Below are 20,620 nucleotides of genomic sequence, written 5' to 3'. Positions count from 1 at the left end.
TATGAACGAAGCGGAGCCACACACACAGTCGTCATGCCCGGGCTTGTCCCGGGCATCCACGGACGCGCACTCAACTGGCAAAGACGTGGATGGCCGGGTCAAGCCCGGCCATGACGGAGCAAGGGGCGGGGGGCGTCCTGTCCTCTCTGCCGCCGCGCTCACATTCATTCTCGCTATCGTCGCCTTCGTCGCCTGGGTTTACTCGCTCGGCCCGCTGCCGCTCGACGAAGCCCGCGCCGTTTCCACCACCATCATCGACCGCAACGGAAAACTGCTGCGCGCCTATGCCATGGCGGACGGCCGCTGGCGGTTGCAGGTCGATGCCAAGGCGAATGTCGATCCGAGCTATCTGAAGCTGCTGCTCGCCTATGAAGACCAGCGCTTCTACGCCCATGATGGTATCGACCCGCTGGCGCTCGGGCGGGCCGCGTTGCAACTCACAACAAGCGGCCATATCGTCTCTGGCGGCTCGACCATCACCATGCAGCTCGCGCGGCTGATGGAGCCGCGGCGGCAGCGCTCGCTCTATGCAAAGCTGCGGCAGATCGTGCGTGCGATCGAAATCGAGCGCAGCTTGAGCAAGGAGCAGATTCTCGATCTCTATCTCGCGCTGGCGCCTTACGGCGGCAATCTCGAAGGCATCCGCGCCGCCTCGATCGCCTATCTCGGCAAGGAGCCGAAACGGCTGTCGCTCGCCGAAGCCGCACTGCTGGTCGCGCTGCCGCAATCGCCGGAGACGCGCAGGCTCGATCGTTATCCCGACGCCGCGCGCAAGGCGCGTGACCGCGTGCTCGACCGCATGGTCGAGGAGCATCAGGTCAGTCTTGAAGACGCGAGGCAGGCCAAGGCCGTTCCGGTGCCGAAGTTGCGCAAGCCGATGCCGATCCTGGCGCCGCATGCTTCCGACAGCGCACTTTCGACCGTCAAGGATACGCCGGTCATCAAGCTGACGCTTGACGCCAATCTCCAGAAGGTGCTCGAGCCGCTGGCGCGCGACCGCGCCATTGCGCTGGGTCCGAACATCTCGGTCGGCATCATCGTCGTCGACAATGAGAGCGGCGACGTGCTCGCCCGCGTCGGCTCGGCCGATTATTTCGACGAGCGCCGGGCAGGACAGGTCGACATGACCCGCGCCATCCGCTCGCCGGGTTCGACCCTGAAGCCCTTTATCTACGGGCTGGCCTTCGAGGACGGCTTTGTCCACCCCGAAAGCCTGATCGACGACCGTCCGGTCCGCTTCGGCTCCTACGCGCCGGAAAATTTCGACATGACATTCCAGGGCACGGTGCCGGTGAAGAAGGCGCTGCAGATGTCGCTGAACGTGCCTGCCATTGTGCTGCTCGACCGCGTCGGCGCGAGCCGGCTGGCGTCGCGGTTGCGGCAGGCGGGCGGCAATCTGGTCTTGCCGAAGGACGAGGCGCCGGGGCTTGCCATGGGCCTCGGCGGCGTCGGCGTGAGCCTCCAGGACCTGGTTCAGCTCTATACCGGTTTCGCCCGGCTCGGCAGCACGAGGCCGCTGCGCGAGGTCATGGCGGACAAAGACGCGCGCGACCCGCTGCGGCTGCTCGACCAGGTTCCGGCCTGGCAGGTCGGCAACGTGCTGCTCGGCACACCGCCGCCGGAAAACGCTGCGCATAACCGCATCGCCTTCAAGACCGGTACCTCCTACGGCTACCGCGACGCCTGGTCGGTCGGGTTCGACGGCCGCATAACCGTCGGCGTCTGGGTTGGCCGGCCCGACGGTGCGCCGGTTCCGGGCTTGATCGGCCGCGTGGCCGCCGCACCCATTCTGTTCGATGCCTTTGCCCGGACCGGCAAAACGCTCGTGCCGCTGCCGAAGCCGCCGAAGGGCACTCTGGTCGCCAGCAATGCGAAGCTGCCGTTGCCGCTGAAGCGGTTCCGTCCGGTGGGCGAACTGGTCAGGACCGGGGGCGAGCAGGCCCTGCACATCCAGTTCCCGCTCAACGGTTCCCGGATAGACGTCGATCGCTCGAGCGGATTCGAGGCGGCCGCCATGCCCGTCAAGGTCGCCGGCGGGGTTTTGCCGATGACCATTTTGGTTAACGGCACGTCGCTCGGCGAGATCGACGGACGCCGCCAGCGCTTGATCGATCCGCCCGGTCCCGGCTTTGCCCGCCTGACCGTGATCGACGCCACGGGCGCCGCGGACACAGTTGTCATTCGAATTCAATGACCCTGCCTCAAGCGGTTGTCGCGATGGCGGTTTCAGCGTAAGCGGAACCGATGGCCGAGACCTACCCACGCCCCCGTTTTGGCGCACCGCGAGAGCCGAAATCGCCCGTGAATCCGGGCAGTCGGCTCGTGCTCATGCTCGACTTCGTCACGGCCAGCCATGCCCGCGCCGTCGGCTTTCTGATGCTCTGCGCGCTGCTGCTGTTCCTGCCGGGCTTCTTCACCATCCCGCCGATCGACCGCGACGAGGCGCGCTTTGCGCAGGCCACCAAGCAGATGGTCGAGAGCGGCGATTATGTCGACATCCGCTTCCAGGAGGACGTCCGCTACAAGAAGCCGGTCGGCATCTACTGGCTGCAATCGGCTGCCGTCGAAACCGCTTCGGCGCTGGGGCTGCCTCGGGCCGAATTGCGGATCTGGGTCTATCGGCTGCCGTCGCTGATTGGTGCGACCGGCGCCGTGCTCATGACCTATTGGGCCGCGCTCGGCTTCGTCACGCGCCGCGCCGCGGTGCTGGCGGCGCTGATGATGTCCGCCTCGGTGCTGCTCGGCGTCGAGGCACGGCTCGCCAAGACCGATGCGATGCTGCTGTTCTGCGTGGTCGCGGCGATGGGGGCGATGGCGCGGGCCTATCTGTCCTGGCAGCGTGCCGAGGACGAGACACATCCGCCCTGGAGCTGGCCCGCGATCTTCTGGACCGCGCTGGCCGTCGGCATCCTGATCAAGGGGCCGCTGATCCTGATGTTCGCAGGCCTGACCATCGTCGCGCTCGCAATCCAGGACCGCGATGCGTCCTGGCTGTGGAAGCTGCGCCCGGTCTGGGGCCTGATGTGGATGCTGGTGCTGGTGCTGCCCTGGTTCGTCGCGATCTTCTGGCGCGCGGGCGATGCCTTCTTCGCCGATTCCGTCGGCGGCGACATGCTGAGCAAGATCGGCGCCCAGGAATCCCACGGCGCGCCGCCCGGACTTTACCTGGCGCTGTTCTGGATCACGTTCTGGCCGGGCGCGCCGCTCGCGGCGATGGCGGCGCCGGCGGTGTGGCGCGCGCGGCGCGAGCCCGGTGCGCAATTCCTGCTGGCGTGGCTGGTCCCGTCCTGGATCGTGTTCGAAGCGGTGCTGACCAAGTTGCCGCATTACGTGCTGCCGCTCTATCCGGCGATCGCGATCCTCACCGCCGGCGCGCTGGAGCGGCGCGTGCTGTCGTGGTCCTGGCTGATGCGCGGCTCGGCCTGGTGGTTCGCGATCCCGGCAGGCGGTTCGATCATCGCGGTGGTGGGCGCGGTCATGCTGACGCGGCAGCCTGCCTTCGTGGCCTGGCCGTTCATCGCGGCGTCGCTGATCTTCGGACTGTTCGCCTGGTGGCTGCACGACAACAACCGCGCCGAGCGCTCGCTGCTCAACGCGCTGGTCGCTGCCCTGATGCTGGCGGTGGCGATCTACGGAATCGTGCTGCCCTCGTTGATCCCGCTGTTTCCGAGCATCGAGATCGCGCGCGCCCTGCGCAGCGTCACCTGCGTCGGGCCGAAGGCGGCATCGGCCGGTTATCACGAGCCGAGCCTGGTGTTCCTGACCGGCACCTCGACGCTGCTCACCGATGGGTCGGGCGCAGCGGACTTCCTGCGGCAAGGAAGCTGCCGCTTCGCGCTGATCGAGCAGCGCTCGGAGCGCAGCTTCGTGCAGCGCGCCGAGGCGACCGGGCTGCGCTACAAGGTCGGCGCGCGCATCGATGGCTATAATTTCTCGCAAGGGCGCGCGATCTCGATCTCGATCTTCCGCTCGGAAGGTACCGAGTAGGATGTCGGCATCCAGCGACATCTCGCCGCGCGCGAGCTATCCCGCGCAATTGCTCGCGGTATCCCGGAGTGCGCTCGCGCAGCTGGTGCGCACGCCATCGCATTCGCGCCGTGCCGAGGCCGCGCGGAAGCTGGCGCGGCATTCGCTGTGGCTCAGCATGGCGGGCGCGGCGCTGGTCATCGCGCTCATGGTCGCGTTCGACCGCACCGAGATCCAGTTGATGCCGGCGCGTGGCACGCCTGGGCTGTGGCCGATCCGCATCCTCACCGATTTCGGCAGGGACGAGTACGTGCTCTCGGTGCTGGGCCTGATGCTCGTGGCCGTGGCCCTTGTTGCGGCCAGCTTGCACGGCATCCACCGTACGCTCCTGCTCGGCCTCGGCACCCGGCTGCAATTCATGTTTCTGTCCGTTGCCGTCCCCGTGTTCGTCGCCGAGATCCTGAAATATCTCGTCGGCCGCGGGCGTCCGTTCGTCGGCGGGCAGGCCAATCCGTTCAACTTCATACCGTTCGAGGGAACGGGAGCTTATGCCAGTCTGCCATCCGGGCACGCGGTGACGGCCTTCGCACTGGCGGTTGCGGTGTCCGCACTGTGGCCGCGGCTGCGCGTGTTCATGTTCACCTACGCAATCGTGATCCTGCTGACGCGGCTGGTGCTGCTTGCGCACCATCCGAGCGACGTGGTGGCCGGCGCCCTGGTCGGCATGGTCGGCGCCATGGCGGTCCGGTACTGGTTTGCGGCCCGAAGGCTCGGCTTTACCATCCGCGCCGACGGCACCATCGTGGCGCTTCCGGGGCCGCTCGCGGGCCGCCTCAAAAGGGTTGCCCACGGGGCATCGGCCCCATAAAAGCGGCTGCCTGCCGGGGCCCCGGTTCCCCGGGGCAGGCCAATTCCAACCACGAGATTTCGATTTGTCGTCGTCCCAGCCTTCGGTTTCCATCGTCGTTCCCGTGCGCAACGAAGCCGATAACATCGCGCCTCTGATCGCGGAGATCGGTGCGGCGCTCGACGGCCGCTGGGCCTACGAGATCATCTACGTCAACGACGGCTCGACCGATGCGACCGGCGAACGTCTCGCCGGGATCATGCAGCAGCGGGACAATCTGCGTCAGCTTCGCCACGCCAGATCGACCGGCCAGTCCGCCGCGGTCCGCAGTGGCGTGCGCGCAGCGCGCGGCGCGATCGTGGCCACGCTCGACGGCGACGGCCAGAACAATCCGGCCTTCCTGCCGGACCTGATCGCCGCGGTCGAGCAGGGAGCGGGGCGCGTCGGTCTCGCCGCCGGGCAACGCGTCGGGCGCAAGGATACCGGCTTCAAGAAATTCCAGTCGCGGGTGGCGAATGGCGTCCGCAACGCGATCCTGAAGGACGGCACGCGCGACACCGGCTGCGGGCTGAAGGCGTTCCCGCGCGAGGTCTTCCTGACAATGCCCTATTTCGACGGGTTACATCGCTTCCTTCCGGCACTGGTTCGCCGTGAAGGTTACGAGATCGCTTATGTCGACGTGATCGACCGGCCGCGCCATTCCGGCGTCTCAAATTACGGCTTCTTCGACCGGCTGTGGATCGGGATCATGGATCTCGCCGGCGTGTGGTGGCTGATCCGCCGCAAGAAGCCGACACCGGATGTGACTGAGGTGAGGCCATGATCATCCAATACGGCCAGGCGCTGAGCAACTATTTTTATGACGTTTTCATCGCCAAGTTCGACTTCTGGCTCGCGTTCGGCCTGATCGCGCAGCTGTTCTTCACCGCGCGGTTCCTGGTGCAATGGATCGCGAGCGAGCGCGCCGGAAACAGCGTGGTGCCGATGGCGTTCTGGTTCTGCTCCATGGGCGGCGGTCTAATGACGCTGATCTACGGCATCGTGAAGCGTGAGCCCGTCATCATCCTCGGACAGGTCTTCGCCACCATCATCTATGTTCGCAACATCATGCTGATCTGGAAGAACCACGGCACGGCTTCGAAGACGCTGGATCGCTAATGCGGCCGGGACTAGCGCGGCAACGCCGACGCCGCGCCTGACGCGGGCAGGGCGGCCGCATCCGCCTCGCTCTTGCGGTAAGGCTCGCCCGCTGTGTCCAGCACGGGATAGGCCACCGAGCAGATATGCGAATGGATGCGGCGCAAATCGCGCAGCACGTCGAGATGCAGCGACGTGGTCTCGATGGTCTCGGGGCGGCCTTCGCGCAGACGCTCGAGATGGCGCTCGACCGCTGCAATCTCGGTGTTGCGCAACGCCGTCTTCTCGACCAGCAGCTTGCGGGCCTCGTTGGCGTCGCCCGCCATGAACACGCCGAAGGCAATCCGCAGCGAATCCATCGTGCGCTTGTGGAAGGCGGCGAGCTCCTCAGCGCCTTCGGCCGAGAATTGGAAGCGCCGCTTGATCTTCTTGGTCGCGAGTTCGCTGAGACTCTTGTCGATGATGTCGCCGATATGTTCGAGGTTGATGGCGAAGGAGATGATCTCCATCGCGCGCCGGCCCTCGCTCTCGTCGAGGCTGCCCCGCATCAGCTTCGTCACATAGAGCTTGATGGCTTCGTCAAGGCCGTCGACGAAATTGTCCATTTTCGAGACCTGGTCGACCAGCGCGCGGTCGCCCGTCATCATGGCGGCCATCACCTTGCGCAGCATGATTTCGACGAGGTCGCCCATGCGCAGGGTCTCGCGGGCGGCATCGGCGAGTGCCAGTGACGGGGTCTCCAGCGCGGTCTCGTCGAGATAGCGCGGCCGGGCCGGATCGGCCTCCTGGACGCGATCGGGCAGGATCCGGGTCAACAGGCGCGACATGGCGTCGAGCAGGCCGATGAAGATGACGGCGGTGCCGACGTTGAACGCGATGTGGAACGCCGCCGTCATCCTGGCAAGATCGGGCTGCCAGGCGTGCATGTGCTCGGCGATCGCGCCCAGGAACGGCAGAACGAGGACAATCCCGATCACGCGGTTGATGAGATTGCCCACCGGGAGGCGATAGCTCGCAGGATCGTCACGCTTGGCGCCTTCGAACGCGGGATTGATGGCGCTGCCGAGATTGGCCCCGAGCACCAGCGCAAGCGCGGCATAAGGCGAGATGAACTGCGAATAGGCCAGCGACATGATCAGCAGCACGCTGGCGACGCTCGAATGCACCGCCCAGGTGACGAGCGCGGCAATGACGATGCACAGCACGGGATCGCCGGTGATCGCCGACATCGCGACACGGACGCCCGGCGCATTTTCGGCCGGCGCCAGCGTGTCAAGCAGGATGTGCAGCGACAGCAGCATCAGGCCAAGGCCGATCAGGACGCGGCCGATGTCCTTGATGCGCGAGCGCGGGCCCGAGCGGAAGGCGACGAGCCCGAGCACAAACAGGACCGGCGCGACGGCTGCGATGTTGAACGACAGCACCTGCACGATCAGCGTCGTGCCGACATTGGCCCCTAACATGATGGCGAGCGCGGCGACGAGGTTGAGCAGGCCCTCGGCGGCGAAGGAGCTCGTGAGCAGCGCGGTCGCGGTGCTGCTCTGAAGCAGCGCCGTCAGCCCGAGGCCGGCGGCAAAGGCGCTGAAGCGGTTGCTCAGCGCCTTGCCGAGCAGCCGCCGCAGGTCGGGACCGAAAGCGCGCAGAATCCCGCTGTGGACCATGTGCAGGCCCCACAGCAACAGTGCCACGCCGCCCATCAGATCGAGCAGAACCAATGTTCCCATGCTCCGTGTCCGGATTGGAGTCGAGTGGTGAGGCTAATGCCAAACCACAACGGATCAAATATCATTTGTTGGCGCGTCGGCGTTAACGTCTGCGGCAGTCGCGCGTTCCCAAGAGCGCGGTGCCGCGTCCTCAGGCGCGATGCCTTGTGAGCAGGCTTACATTGCCGCCTTGAGGGCAGCGAAGCCGCGGTCGAGATCGGCCTTGAGATTGTCGACGCTCTCGAGCCCGATATGCAGACGCAGCGTCGGGCCGCCCGGCGCCCACTTGGTCGCGGTGCGATAGCTGTCGCAATCGAAGGGAATCACGAGGCTCTCGAAGCCGCCCCAGGAGAAGCCCATGCCGAACAGCTTGAGCGTGTCGAGCATGACGTCGACGGCTTTCTGCGGCGCCGGCTTCAGCACGATGCTGAACAGGCCCGACGCGCCGGTGAAGTCGCGCTTCCAGATCGCGTGGCCCGGATCGGTTTCGAGCGCCGGATGCAGCACGCGCGCGACCTCGGGCCGTGTCGCGAGCCAGCGCGCCATATCGAGGCCGGAACGATGATGTTGCGCGAGCCGAACCGACAATGTGCGCAGGCCGCGCAGCGCGAGGAAGACGTCGTCGGGGCCGGCGCAGACGCCGAGCAGGCGGACGCCTTCGGCAATCTGCGGCCAGGCCTTGGCATTGGCGGAGATGGTGCCGAACATGATGTCGGAATGGCCGCCGATATATTTGGTGGCCGCCTGCATGCTGATGTCGACGCCCTGTTCGAGCGAGCGGTGATAGAGCGGGGTCGCCCAGGTGTTGTCGTCGATGACGAGCGCGCCGCGCGCATGCGCGACATCGGCAATGGCGCGGATGTCGGGCATCTCGAAGGATTGCGAGCCTGGTGCCTCGACCAGTACCGCGCTTGTGTTGGGCTTGAACAGCTTTTCGATGCCCGCGCCGATCAGCGGGTCGAAATAGCTGGTCTCGATGCCGTAACGGGCGAGCAGGCCGTTGCAGAAATTGCGCGTAGGGCGGTAGACGTTGTCGCAGACCAGCAGATGGTCGCCGGCTTTCAGCACGGAAAGCAGGGTGGTGGAGATCGCCGCCAGCCCGGACGGCGCAATGCCGACACCGGCGCATTGGGGTCCCTCCAGCGCCATCAGCGTCTCCTGGAACGCCCTGGTGGTTGGGGTGCCATGGCGGCCATACTGGAACTCGCCGCGATGGGCGTGCAGGTCCTCGGCGGTCGGATAGAGCACGGTCGAGCCGTGAAAGACCGGCGGATTGACGAACCCCTTCTGCGCCTTGGTGTCGCGGCCGGAGGTGACCAGCCGGGTCTCGGCGTGCTGCTGGAGGGGGTCTGAGGAATCCATGCGTCTGCTTTCAAAATCGCGTTTCCGCCGGGCACGCGTCGCACCCACGGGCCGGCCGGAGGCCGCTGTCGTTAATAACAGAACACAGAAGAGTCCCGTCAACCCCTTGACCCGGCTCGCCAGTCGCTCTCAGATGCGCAGGTGCTATTCAGTCGCCGCATGTTGAGGGGCCTGCCGCGACCTTCGATCCATCGTCTGACTGGACCATGCGCCCATAATCATCGTGGCGGGCGCGTGCGGCAGGGATGAAGGTATGGCCTCCCGGGATGGGCGAGTGTTCGGCGAGTTTTTCAGCATGACTCTTGCAAGGCCAGTCTTGATACGGCTGGCCCGGGCGGAGACGATCCTGAGACAACGTTCCAGATATTGAGACGACTTTGAAAGGCCATAAGCCCATGAAACGCGTAACCCTGGCTCTCACCCTTGCTTTCGCCGCCGGCCTGACCGCCCAGGCCGCAGATGCGCAAACCCTCAAGACCGTCAAGGACAAGGGCATGCTGTCCTGCGGCGTCAGCCAGGGCCTGCCGGGCTTCTCCTCGCCCGACGACAAGGGCAACTGGACCGGGCTTGACGTCGACGTCTGCCGCGCGATCGCTGGGGCGATCTTCAACGATCCGACCAAGGTCAAGTTCGTGCCGCTGTCCGCCAAGGATCGCTTCACGGCGCTGCAATCCGGCGAAATCGACGTGCTCTCGCGCAATACCACCTGGACCATCTCGCGCGACACCTCGCTCGGCGCCAACTTCACCGGCGTGACCTATTATGACGGGCAGGGCTTCATGGTGAAGAAGTCGCTCAAGGTGAATTCGGCGCTCGAACTCAACAGCGCCTCGGTCTGCGTGCAGACCGGCACCACCACCGAGCAGAATCTCGCCGACTACTTCAAGGCCAACAACATGAAGTACGAGGTGATCGCGTTCGGCACCAACGACGAAACCGTGAAAGCCTATGAAGCCGGCCGTTGCGACGTCTTCACCACCGACCAGTCGGGACTGTACGCCAATCGCCTGAAGCTTGCCAATCCCGGTGAGCACATGGTGCTTCCGGAAATCATCTCGAAGGAGCCCCTCGGGCCGATGGTGCGCCACGGCGATGACCAGTGGTTCGACCTCGTCAAATGGACGCTGTTTGCCATGATCACCGCCGAAGAGCTCGGTGTGACCTCGAAGAATGTCGACGAGAAAGCCAAACTCGAGAATCCGGAGCTGAAACGTGTCCTCGGTAGCGACGGTAATTTCGGTGAACAGCTCGGCGTGACCAAGGACTGGGTGGTACGGATCGTGAAGACCGTCGGCAATTACGGCGAGGTGTTCGATCGTAACGTCGGTGCGGGCTCGCCGCTCGCCATCAATCGCGGTCTGAACAATCTCTGGAACAAGGGCGGTCTCCAGTACGCGCCGCCGATCCGCTGATCCGCGCGCTCCGCCCGCGGCGATGAGCACCGAGGCCCGCAAACCGCCAGCCCAGATCGCGCTGAAGATCAGGCGCGTGCTGGGCGGCAAGACCGGTTGGAACGGCATCGCCGTTCAGTTTGCGTTCGCGGCGATCCTGGGCTGGATTGCCTATGAAATCGTCTCCAACGCCCGCGCCAACCTCGAGAACCAGCACATCGCCGCTGGCTTCGGCTTCCTCAGGAACAATGCAGGCTTCGACGTCAATCAGACCCTGATCTCGTACACGGGGTCCGACACGTTCTTGCGCGTGTTCGTGGTCGGGCTCCTGAACACGCTCATCGTCTCGGTGGTGGGCATCGTCTTCGCCACGGCGATCGGCTTCATCGTCGCGCTATGCAGGTTGTCGCCCAATTGGCTCTTGTCGCGCATCGGCGAGCTCTATGTCGAGATCATTCGCAACCTGCCGCTTCTGTTTCAGATCCTATTCTGGTACCTGGCGGTGCTCGCGGCATTGCCCAATCCGCGGCAGAGCATATCTCTTTTGGGCATCTCCTTCGTCAGCAACCGCGGACTGGTCGTTCCTCGTCCGATCGGCGAATCCGGGTTCGAGGCATTTCTGGCGGTATTCGTCTTCGGCATCGTCGCCTCGCTGGCGCTGCGCTTTTATGCGCGGCGTGCGCTGTTTGAGCGGGGCCAGATGATCCGCATCTGGCCCTATGTATTGGGGCTCCTGTTCGGGCTTCCGCTGCTCACGATGCTGGTGTTCGGTCCGCCCTTCAGCTTCGAGCTGCCGCAGCTCAAGGGTTTCAATTTCGCCGGCGGATCGCGGATCATCCCCGAGTTCGTAGCGCTGGCGCTGGCCTTGTCGACATACACGGCCGCCTTCATCGCTGAGATCGTGCGCGCCGGCATTCTCTCCGTGCACAGCGGACAGATGGAGGCGGGAGCGTCACTGGGGCTGAGCCGCGGCACCACGCTCCGGCTCATCGTCGTGCCGCAGGCCATGCGCGTCATCGTGCCGCCGCTGACTAACCAGTATCTTAACCTCACCAAGAATTCTTCGCTGGCGGTCGCGATCGGCTATCCCGACTTGGTGTCGGTATTCGCCGGCACGTCGCTGAGCCAGACCGGTCAGGCGATCGAGATCATCGCCATGACAATGGGCGTCTACCTCCTGATCTCGCTCATCACCAGCGCCGTCATGAGCATCTACGGTTGGCGCATCAGCCGGAGCCTCGGCGCATGAGCGATATCACCTCGTCCGCCTTCATCCGTGAAGACCTGGTCGCCGAACGTCCGGCGCCGGTGAAGACCACGGGCTTCATCGGCCTGGTGCGCACGCGCCTGTTCAATTCGCCGACCAATATCCTGCTCACGATCGTCGGCGCCTTGCTGCTCTGGTTCACGATCATTCCCTCCGTCAGATTCCTGGTGGTCGATGCGGTCTGGTCCGGCAAGGATCGGACGGCCTGCCTTGCGGAGAATACGGGCTCTGCGGTCGGCGCCTGCTGGCCCTACATCCAGGCCAAGCTACCGCAACTGATCTACGGCTTTTATCCCGAGGCCGAACGCTGGCGGGTCGACCTGACGCTCGTCCTGGCGGTGGTTCTGCTGTTGCCGCTGCTGATTCCGCGCCTGCCGGCGAAGGGGTTCAACGCCGGCCTGTTCTTCTTCGCTTTTCCGGTGGTCGCGTTCTTCCTGCTGCACGGTGGCGGTCTCGGCGGCTTCGGCCTGAGCTGGACGGCCGGCCTGCTGCAATTGTTCGACGACAGCATCATCGGCGCCGGACAGGCCGTGCTCAGCCTCAGCAAGAGCTCGCCAATCGGACCGCTACTGTGGGTCGTCGGCAACCTCATCCTGCTGGTGGGCACCGCGATCTACTGGCTGATCTATCCGCTGACCTGGCTGCGCGACCAGCTCCAGGGGACGGGCCAGTCGGTGTGGACTGATTTCGCCATCACGGCTGTCGTCGTCACCCTGATAGCCTTCTTCCTCGGCGGTGGCGTACGCGCCGGCTGGCGCGCTCTCGCATCGAGCATCGCCGCCTTCGTCGCCGTTGCGATCATCATCAAACTGATGGGGCTCGATCATGGCGGGCTGCCCATCGTACAGACGAATCTGTGGGGCGGGTTGCTGGTGACGCTGGTGGTCTCCGTGACCGGCATCGTCACCTCGCTGCCGATCGGCATTGCGCTGGCGCTCGGCCGCCGCTCCACCATTCCCCTGATCCGCATCTTCTCGATCGCATTCATCGAGTTCTGGCGCGGCGTGCCGCTGATCACTGTGCTGTTCTTCGCCACCTACATGCTACCCTTGTTCCTGCCCGGCAATTTTACGGTCGACGGTCTCGTGCGCGCGCTGATTGGAATTTCGCTGTTTACGGGCGCTTATCAGGCCGAGAACGTCCGCGGCGGGTTGGCTGCGATCCCGCGCGGGCAGGGCGAGGCGGCGGCCGCCCTGGGGCTGTCCTGGTGGAAAATGACCTCGCTGATCGTGCTGCCACAGGCGCTGCGCCACGTCATCCCCAACCTCGTCAACAGCTTCATCTCGCTGTTCAAGGACACCTCGCTGGTCTCGATCGTGGCGCTGTTCGACCTCCTTGGCTCGCTCAGGGCGTCATTCTCGGACCCGAAATGGTCGACGCCATCGACCGCGTTCACCGGCTTTGCCTTCGCCGGCATCATCTACTTCATGTTCTGCTTTGGAATGTCGCGCTATTCGTTGTTCGTCGAGCACCGCCTCAACGCCCACCGCCGCAACTGATCGAGCTCACCATGTCCGATAGCCCCATCGTCAAGATTTCCAGCCTCAACAAATGGTACGGCGAATTCCACGTGCTGCGCGACATCGATCTTTCGGTCGAGAAGGGCGAACGCATCGTGATCTGCGGCCCGTCCGGCTCGGGCAAGTCGACGCTGATCCGCTGCATCAATGCGCTCGAGGAGTTCCAGGAGGGTGAGATCGTCGTCGACGGCATCGAGCTCGGACCGAACCTCAAGCACGTCGATGCCGTGCGCCGCGAGGTCGGCATGGTGTTCCAGAGCTTCAACCTGTTCCCGCATCTGACCGTGCTGGAGAACTGCACGCTGGCGCCGATCTGGGTGCGCAACATCCCGAAGAAGGACGCCGAAATCAACGCGATGAAATTCCTGGAGCGGGTCAAGATCCCGCATCAGGCCAACAAGTTTCCGGGGCAGATGTCCGGCGGCCAGCAGCAGCGCGTCGCGATCGCCCGTGCGCTGACCATGAACCCGAAGGTGATGCTGTTCGACGAGCCGACCTCGGCGCTCGATCCCGAAATGGTCAAGGAGGTGCTCGACACCATGGTCGACCTCGCCCGGGAAGGCATGACTATGCTGGTGGTCACCCACGAGATGGGCTTTGCCAGGGAAGTCGCCAACCGCGTCGTGTTCATGGATGCCGGCCAGATCATCGAGGCCAACACGCCCAACGAATTCTTCGCCAACCCGCAGCATGCGCGCTCGAAGCTGTTCTTGAGCCAGATCCTGCGGTGATCCCTGCGACGACCCAGTAGGGTGGGAAGGCGCTCTTCCACCGTGCCCACCATCGGTCCGCGACTGCGGGAAAGATGGTGAGCACGCGCTACGCCCTACGGAAGCATCATCGAAGAGCGGTTGAAGCTAAAATTTAAGATATCTGCGCCGCCAACTCGAAACCATAGCCGCAGTTGCATCCGGTCGGCTTCAAGCGTCCGAAAGCTCTTTCTGCGCACAAGCCGCAAGAAGGGGACGCCAATGCTGGGTTTCGTGTTCGGCCTCAATGCCCGCCTGGGCCGCTTGCATTTCTTTCTGGCCTCGGTCGCGCTTGCGATCGTGATGACCGCGATTTGCTTTGCCATTGCGATGGCCGTGCTGCGCGATACCTCGCCCGGCATGATCCGGACGGAGGACCTCACGAAGAGCTGGGCGACCATAGCCGCCATCGCCTTCTTTGGACTTGCGACCTTCACGCTGCAATCGATGCGCATCCGCGACATCGGCTGGGATCCGGTCTGCGTGATCCCGGCATGGCTCGCGCTCACGATCGTCGATCTCCTGGTCGCGAGCCGGTTTCCGGCATGGGCCATCGGCCAAGAGCATCAGGGCACCATTGTCGGAGCGCTGGTCAACCTTGCGCTGGTGCTCGCGCTCACGTTCTGGCCGAGCGGCGGCAACCAAGGCTCCTACGGCCAAGGCTCCTGCGGCACTCCGGAGCCTCCGCGCTCCAGCGCCAGGTCCTCCCTCTCGAACGATCGTCTGGCACGCATCTCCCAGGGGACGCCGCGTCCGAACTGGAGCTAGGCGCACCAGGCGCTAGACGAATGGCGGCTTGATGTTGCTGCGCTTCTCCAGCCACTCCGGCACGGGGAGATTCTTGGCGCGCATGAAGTCCGCATTGAACAGCTTCGACTGGTAGCGGCTGCCGGAATCGCACAGCACGGTCACGATCGTCTTGCCCGGCCCGAGCTGTTTTGCGAGGCGCACGGCACCGGCGATGTTGATGCCGGTCGAGCCGCCGAGGCAGAGGCCTTCGTGCTGGAGCAGCTCGTAGATCACGCTGACGGCGTCAGTGTCGGGAATGAGATAGGCGTCGTCGACCTTTGCGGTCTCGACGATCGCGGTCGCCCGGTTGAGGCCGATGCCCTCGGTGATCGAGCCGCCGGGCGTGGCCTTGGGGTCGCCGGTTCTGAAATACTCGTACATGCCCGCGCCATGCGGGTCGGCGCAGGCGATCCTGATGTTGTTGTTCTTCTCTTTCAGGAAGCGGCTGACGCCGGCGAGCGTGCCGCCGCTGCCGACCGAGCAGACGAAGCCGTCGACCTTGCCGCCGGTCTGCTCCCAGATCTCGGGGCCGGTGGATTCGTAATGCGCCTTCGCGTTGTCCAGATTATTCCATTGGTCGGCGAACAGCACGCCATTCGGCTCGGTCTTGCGCAACTCATCGGCGAGGCGGCGGCCGACATGCTGGTAGTTATTGGGATTGGCATAGGGCAGCGCCGGCACCTCGATCAGCTCGGCGCCGCACAGCTTGAGAAATTCCTTCTTCTCCTGGCTCTGCGTTTCCGGGATCACGATCAGCGTGCGGTAGCCGCGCGCGCTTGCCACGACCGCAAGGCCAATGCCGGTATTGCCGGCGGTCGCCTCCACCACGAGCCCGCCAAGCCTGAGCTCACCGCGCTTCTCGGCCTCCAGGATCATCCATTTGCCGGCGCGATCCTTCACGGACTGGCCGGGATTCATGAACTCGGCCTTGCCGAGAATGGTGCAGCCGGTCAATTCCGAGGCGCGCTTCAGCTTGATGAGCGGAGTGTTGCCGATGGCTTCGACAACGTCATTTTTGATGGTCATGTCAGGCAATTACCGGCTGGTTTATGACGTGGGCGCTGACCCTAAAGTAGGGCCACCGGCCATACAAGCCGGCGCTGCAAACTCTTATTGCTGCTTTGCGAAGATGACGTGCCGGACATCGATATTCCCGGACAGGAATCCGGCCTCGCAATAGGACAGATAATACTCCCACAGCCGCCGGAAGCGGTCATCAAAGCCCAGCGGGATGAGGCCAGGCCAGGCGGCACGGAAGTTATTTCGCCAACTGGCAAGCGTCTTGGCATAATCTTGTCCGAAGATGCGCTCCCGGATAACGGGAATGCCGAACCGGTCCCCGAGCGACTTGAGCACAGCCGGCGAGGGCAGCATGCCGCCGGGAAAGACGTAGTGCTGGATGAAGTCGACCTCGCGCCGGTAGCTCTGGAATAGTCTGTCCTGGATGGTGATGGCCTGGATGCCGGCAAGCCCGCCGGGCAGCAGCCGGTCACGCAACTGTGCGAAATATTTCGGCCAAAACTGCTCGCCGACCGCCTCGATCATCTCGATCGAGGCGATCCGGTCGTAGCGGTCGCGTTCGTCGCGATAATCCTGGAGGCGGATCTCGACCTTCTCGGCAAGGCCCGCCTCGTGGATGCGCTTTTGCGCGAAATCGCGCTGCTCGGTCGATATCGTCAGGCCGACTACGCTTGTGCCGTACGTCTTCGCGGCAAATTCGGCAAAGCCGCCCCAGCCGCAGCCGATCTCCAGCAGCTTCTGGCCGGGCTTCAAGTCGAGCGCCTCGGCCAGCCTGCGGTATTTGTTGGCCTGCGCTGCCGTGAGGTCCGATGTGCTCTCCTCGAACAGGGCCGAGGAGTAGGTCATGGTGGGGTCGAGCCAAGCCGAATAGAACGCATTGCCGATGTCGTAATGGGCGTGGATGTTGCGCCGCGCCTGGCGGCGGGTGTTGCGCCTGAACCAGTGCCGCACCAGCTGGACAAACCGCATCAGCGGCTTGTCGCGCAGCATGGCCTCGATCAGGTCATGGTTGACGCAGAACAGATAGAGGAACTGCGTGAGGTCCGGCGTATCCCAGTCGCCGGCGAGATAGGCTTCCGCAATCCCGATATCGCCGCCGTTGATCAGGCGCGAGGCAAAGCCGTAATTGTGCAGCCGCATCGCCGCATTCGGGCCCGGCTCCTGGCCGCCAAGGCGGATCACCCGACCGTCGGGCAGGGCGATGTCCAGCGTCCCGCGCCGCAGCCTCGAGCCGAAGTAGAGCGCCATGCGAACGATGCGTGGCAAGTCCGCGAGTACTGTTTCCACATTTTCGGGCGTCACCGGGACGACATTCGGCATTGGCGGATCCATCACCTGAACGGGTACGATCCGACCGGGAGCCAGGCGCGCCCAACTCTTCATTTCGCCAGACCTAAGCGCGCCCGCATCCGGTCAACACCACGAATATAGGCGCGCATTTTGTCAGCTGCCATGATTTTGCCATCTGCCATCGATCGCCGACGGCGACCGGCGCACGCCCCGAAGCTCAAGATTGGCCGTCTGGCGGTCGCGTTTCGATGATGACGATGTGCATGCGCAGGCGTCCCTGATTTGCAAGCAAGGGCATGCCTCGGCCGGGACTTGGCGGTGCCCGGCCGACTTCGTTGACCCGCGGTGCGGGTGTGGCGCCAATATCACATGAAATCTTGGTAAGCTTGAATGCGCTTCGAAATGCGGCATGAGTGTGAGAAGTCATTGCGAGACAGGGCTATTTAGCATTTCTGCGCACCGGATATCGACGCGTTCACGTGATCGTTTCGCAAGTGCGGGACTGTCCCGTAGTTCCGCACCCGGCTAGTATGGATTTCAGGTTCCGCAGAAAGCATCACCTGTGAGCGAGTTGCCCAAAGGCCCCCACCTGTTGCGCCGCGAATCGGTTAACCCGTTTGCGCGGTGGCGGCTGGACCTGCCCGGCAGGGGGTGGATGTGACACGGCAAGTTCCGGCGGTCGCCATGCGGCGATCTCTTGGGTCTGCTTTCCGGACGCTGCGTGCGGCGCGCTGGTTGACCGTGGTTTGCCTCGCCGCAAGTTCGGGAGCCTGCGTCCTGACCCAGGATCTCCCGGATCCCGCACTCGACGTTCCCACGCAGTACAAATATGCAGGCAAGCCGGACGCCCCGCCGACGCTGGATTGGTGGCGCGGATTCCGCTCCGCGGAGCTGACGCAACTGATGGAAGAGGCGCAGACCGTCAACCTCGACATTGCCGCCGCGGTCTCGCGCATCGTCGAGGCCGACGCCCAGGCGCGGCAGGCGGGCGCAGCGTTGCTGCCGAGCCTGTCGGGCGGCGGGTCGGAAACCTATTCGCGCACCTCAGGCGCAAGCGCGTCCGGTCTTTCCATTGGTGGCCGGGAGGTGGTCAACTACTCGGCCTCGCTGAGCGCGAGTTACCAACTCGATTTCTGGGGCCAGAACCGCGATGCGCTGCAAACGGCGGAAGAGACCGCCAATGCCAATCGTTTCGACCGCGATGTCGTCGCATTGACGACCCTTGCAGGCGTTGCCAATGCCTATTTCCAGGTTCTGGCCTCACAGGATCGCCTGAAGACAGCACAGCGCAACATCGCCAGCGCGCAGCGCATTCTCGACGCCATCCGCGAGCGCCGCAAGGCCGGCACCGGTACCGATCTCGATGTCGCGCAGCAGGAGAGCGTGCTGGCCAACCAGAAGGCGCTGGTGCCGCCGCTGCGCCAGACGCTCGACCAGAACGCCAACGCGCTCGCCGTGCTGGTATCGCGCCCACCCGAGAGCGTGCGCGTGCTCGGCGGCTCGCTGGACCGGATCGCGATCCCGCGCGTGACGCCGGGCCTGCCGTCGGAGCTTTTGACACAGCGGCCAGATATCCGCAGGCAGGAGGCGCAGCTCGCGTCCGCCACAGCGAACATCGGCAATGCCCGTGCGCAGTTCTTTCCGAGCATCCAGTTGACCGGCAATGGCGGCTATCAGAGCTCGGCGCTGGTCTCGCTGTTTCAGCCGCACGCGGCGTTCTTCCAGCTCGTCGGCAGCGCAACCCAGCCGATCTTCGACGGCGGCAAGATCCTCGGCAATTTCGAATACGCCAAGGCGCGGCAGGACGAACTGCTCCAAACCTACCGCAAGACCATCGTCCAGTCCTTTGCCGATGTCGACAATGCGCTGTTCTCGATCAAGCAGACCACGATCAAGCTGCAATTGCAGCGCGATGTCCTCACCGCCTCGCGGCGCGCCTTCGAGCTCGCCGAACAGCAATTGCGTGCCGGCACGGCCGACATCGTCTCGGTGCTCAACACGCAGCTGACCCTGTTCCAGGCCGAAGACGCGCTATCCCAAGCACAACTCGCACGGCTTCTGGCCATCGTCAGCCTGTATCAGGCGCTCGGCGGCGGCTGGGAGCCGCGAATGGAGAAACCGGTCAATGCTCTTTAAGCCGGACGCCAAGGACGATGCGAAGCAGGCAGGCGCGAAAAGATCGCGCGGCCGCGGCTTCGTCATGACGCTGATCACGCTCGCGATCCTCGGCGGTCTCGGCTATCTCGGCTGGACCGCCATGCATCAACAGCCGGCAAACAACCACAACCAGCGCCCGGACCTGCCGGTGCCGGTGCTGGCGGCGACCCCACGTGTCCAGGACGTGCCGGTCTATCTCGACGGCGTCGGCGCGATCCGCGCGCTCAACACCGTGACCGTGCGCTCGCAGGTCGACGGCAAGCTGATCGCGGTCAATTTCACCGAAGGCCAGGACGTCAAGAAGGGCGACGTGGTCGGCGAAATCGATCCTGCGATCTACCAGGCGGCGTATGATCAGGCTGTTGCCAAGAAGGCGCAGGATCAGGCGCAGCTCGCTAATCAGCGCATCGACTTGACCCGCTACGAGCAGCTCGCCGCGTCGAACGCCGGCTCCAAGCAGCAGGCCGATACGCAGCGCGCGCTGGTCGCGCAGACCGAGGCGCTGGTCAAGGCAGATCAGGCCGCGATCGACAATGCGGCGGCGACGTTGAGCTACACCAAGATCGTTGCGCCGATCTCGGGGCGCGCCGGCCTGCGCCAGGTCGACCAGGGCAACATCATCCACGCCTCCGACACCACCGGCCTCGTGGTGATCACGCAGTTGCAGCCGATCGCGGTGTGGTTCAGCCTGCCGCAACAGCAGATCATGCGAGTCAATGCGGCCGCCGCCAAGGGCGCGCTCGCCGTCGACGTGTTCGGCAATGACGGCGTCACCGTGATCGACACCGGCAAGCTGACCGGCATCGACAACCAGGTCGACCAGACCACCGGCACGCTCAGGCTCAAGGCGGAATTCCCCAACGCCAATTACCAGCTCTGGCCCGGCCAGTTCGTCAATGTCCGCCTCAAGGTCGAGACGCTGACGCAGGCGCTGGTGGTGCCGACCTCGGCGGTGCAACGCGGCCCGATCGGGACATTCAGCTACGTCATCGGCGAGGGCGACATCGTCTCGGCCAAACCCGTGACGGTGACGCAGCAGAACGAGCATGACGCCGTCATTGCCAGCGGCCTGTCGGCGAACGACAGGGTGGTGACGACGGGCTTTGCCAATCTGTCCGACGGTTCCAAGGTGATCGTGGGTCGCAGCGATCAAATGCCATCGGCCGATCTGGCGCCACGCAAGCGCTCGCGTGGGCCCGACGCTCAGAAGAAGGATGGCCCCAAGGAGGGCGTCAAAGAAGGCCAGGGCGAGGGGCAAAAGGACGGACAAGGCAAGGGCGGCGAACTCCGCGCCAAGCGAAACAGCAGCGAAGGCGACCAGAAGGGACAGACCGGTCCGGCGCCGGGACCTCCGCCAAGTCCGGGGGCAGCGAGCAGCGGAGCAAAGCAGCCATGATTCCGACCACAGCCGCCTGAGCGCAA

At 64.6% G+C, this 20,620-nt stretch carries 16 protein-coding genes; 12 read left to right on the top strand and 4 right to left on the bottom strand.

Going from position 1 to position 20,620, the window contains the following annotated elements; all coding sequences use genetic code 11:
- The first annotated feature begins 85 nt into the window (after positions 1-85).
- The 5 genes from pbpC to GWG65_RS26790 all read left to right on the top strand — a co-directional run bounded on the left by pbpC (position 86) and on the right by GWG65_RS26790 (position 5,971).
- On the top strand, positions 86-2,194 hold the full coding sequence (gene pbpC, locus GWG65_RS26810) for a penicillin-binding protein 1C (protein WP_275198562.1): 2,109 nt from the start codon (positions 86-88) through the stop codon (positions 2,192-2,194).
- Between the two features lie 50 nt (positions 2,195-2,244).
- Entirely contained in the window at positions 2,245-3,987 is a 1,743-nt protein-coding gene (locus GWG65_RS26805) for a glycosyltransferase family 39 protein (protein ID WP_275198561.1), read from the top strand.
- Position 3,988: 1 nt separating this feature from the next.
- Positions 3,989-4,834: a phosphatase PAP2 family protein gene (locus GWG65_RS26800; RefSeq protein ID WP_275198560.1), complete on the top strand. Its 846-nt coding sequence runs from the start codon at positions 3,989-3,991 to the stop codon at positions 4,832-4,834.
- A gap of 64 nt (positions 4,835-4,898) precedes the next feature.
- Entirely contained in the window at positions 4,899-5,636 is a 738-nt protein-coding gene (locus GWG65_RS26795; protein WP_275198559.1) for a glycosyltransferase family 2 protein, read from the top strand.
- The gene (locus GWG65_RS26790) at positions 5,633-5,971 is read left to right on the top strand and encodes a lipid-A-disaccharide synthase N-terminal domain-containing protein (protein ID WP_148738423.1); all 339 of its coding nucleotides are present in this window, start codon (positions 5,633-5,635) and stop codon (positions 5,969-5,971) included. Before GWG65_RS26795 ends, GWG65_RS26790 begins: the two co-directional genes overlap by 4 nt.
- A gap of 11 nt (positions 5,972-5,982) precedes the next feature.
- Here GWG65_RS26790 and GWG65_RS26785 read toward each other — a convergent pair whose 3' ends face one another.
- Together GWG65_RS26785 and metC are read right to left on the bottom strand one after the other, a co-directional pair.
- Complete coding sequence (locus GWG65_RS26785; protein ID WP_275198558.1) at positions 5,983-7,674, bottom strand: Na/Pi cotransporter family protein; 1,692 nt, start codon at positions 7,672-7,674, stop codon at positions 5,983-5,985.
- 156 nt (positions 7,675-7,830) lie between these two features.
- Entirely contained in the window at positions 7,831-9,015 is a 1,185-nt protein-coding gene (gene metC, locus GWG65_RS26780; protein ID WP_275198557.1) for a cystathionine beta-lyase, read from the bottom strand.
- 395 nt (positions 9,016-9,410) lie between these two features.
- Here metC and GWG65_RS26775 point away from each other — a divergent pair, with 395 nt between their 5' ends.
- The 5 genes from GWG65_RS26775 (at position 9,411) to GWG65_RS26755 (ending at position 14,710) form a co-directional block, all read left to right on the top strand.
- Complete coding sequence (locus GWG65_RS26775) at positions 9,411-10,427, top strand: amino acid ABC transporter substrate-binding protein (RefSeq protein ID WP_275198556.1); 1,017 nt, start codon at positions 9,411-9,413, stop codon at positions 10,425-10,427.
- 22 nt (positions 10,428-10,449) lie between these two features.
- Positions 10,450-11,655 (top strand): ABC transporter permease subunit, encoded by a 1,206-nt coding sequence (locus GWG65_RS26770; RefSeq protein WP_275198555.1) that lies wholly within the window; start codon positions 10,450-10,452, stop codon positions 11,653-11,655.
- Positions 11,652-13,172, top strand: a complete 1,521-nt coding sequence (locus GWG65_RS26765) for an amino acid ABC transporter permease (protein ID WP_275198554.1) — start codon at positions 11,652-11,654, stop codon at positions 13,170-13,172. The genes GWG65_RS26770 and GWG65_RS26765 overlap by 4 nt, the downstream gene beginning before the upstream one ends.
- An 11-nt stretch (positions 13,173-13,183) precedes the next feature.
- On the top strand, positions 13,184-13,924 hold the full coding sequence (locus GWG65_RS26760) for an amino acid ABC transporter ATP-binding protein (protein WP_275198553.1): 741 nt from the start codon (positions 13,184-13,186) through the stop codon (positions 13,922-13,924).
- Between the two features lie 240 nt (positions 13,925-14,164).
- A complete protein-coding gene (locus GWG65_RS26755) occupies positions 14,165-14,710 on the top strand; it encodes a hypothetical protein (protein WP_275198552.1) in 546 nt (181 codons plus the stop codon).
- A gap of 12 nt (positions 14,711-14,722) precedes the next feature.
- On the opposite strand, the gene GWG65_RS26750 is transcribed toward GWG65_RS26755, so the two are convergent.
- Entirely contained in the window at positions 14,723-15,757 is a 1,035-nt protein-coding gene (locus GWG65_RS26750) for a cysteine synthase A (protein ID WP_275198551.1), read from the bottom strand.
- 84 nt (positions 15,758-15,841) lie between these two features.
- Positions 15,842-17,071: a cyclopropane-fatty-acyl-phospholipid synthase family protein gene (locus GWG65_RS26745; RefSeq protein WP_275198550.1), complete on the bottom strand. Its 1,230-nt coding sequence runs from the start codon at positions 17,069-17,071 to the stop codon at positions 15,842-15,844.
- Positions 17,072-17,725: 654 nt separating this feature from the next.
- Between GWG65_RS26745 and GWG65_RS26740 the strand changes: the two genes are divergently transcribed.
- The gene (locus GWG65_RS26740; RefSeq protein ID WP_275198549.1) at positions 17,726-19,177 is read left to right on the top strand and encodes an efflux transporter outer membrane subunit; all 1,452 of its coding nucleotides are present in this window, start codon (positions 17,726-17,728) and stop codon (positions 19,175-19,177) included.
- Positions 19,167-20,594 (top strand): efflux RND transporter periplasmic adaptor subunit, encoded by a 1,428-nt coding sequence (locus GWG65_RS26735; protein ID WP_275198548.1) that lies wholly within the window; start codon positions 19,167-19,169, stop codon positions 20,592-20,594. Before GWG65_RS26740 ends, GWG65_RS26735 begins: the two co-directional genes overlap by 11 nt.
- The last annotated feature ends 26 nt before the right edge of the window (positions 20,595-20,620 follow it).

Origin of the sequence: Bradyrhizobium sp. CSA207, assembly GCF_029051685.1 — a bacterium.
Classification (GTDB): domain Bacteria; phylum Pseudomonadota; class Alphaproteobacteria; order Rhizobiales; family Xanthobacteraceae; genus Bradyrhizobium.
This window is presented reverse-complemented; position numbering and strand designations above follow the sequence as displayed.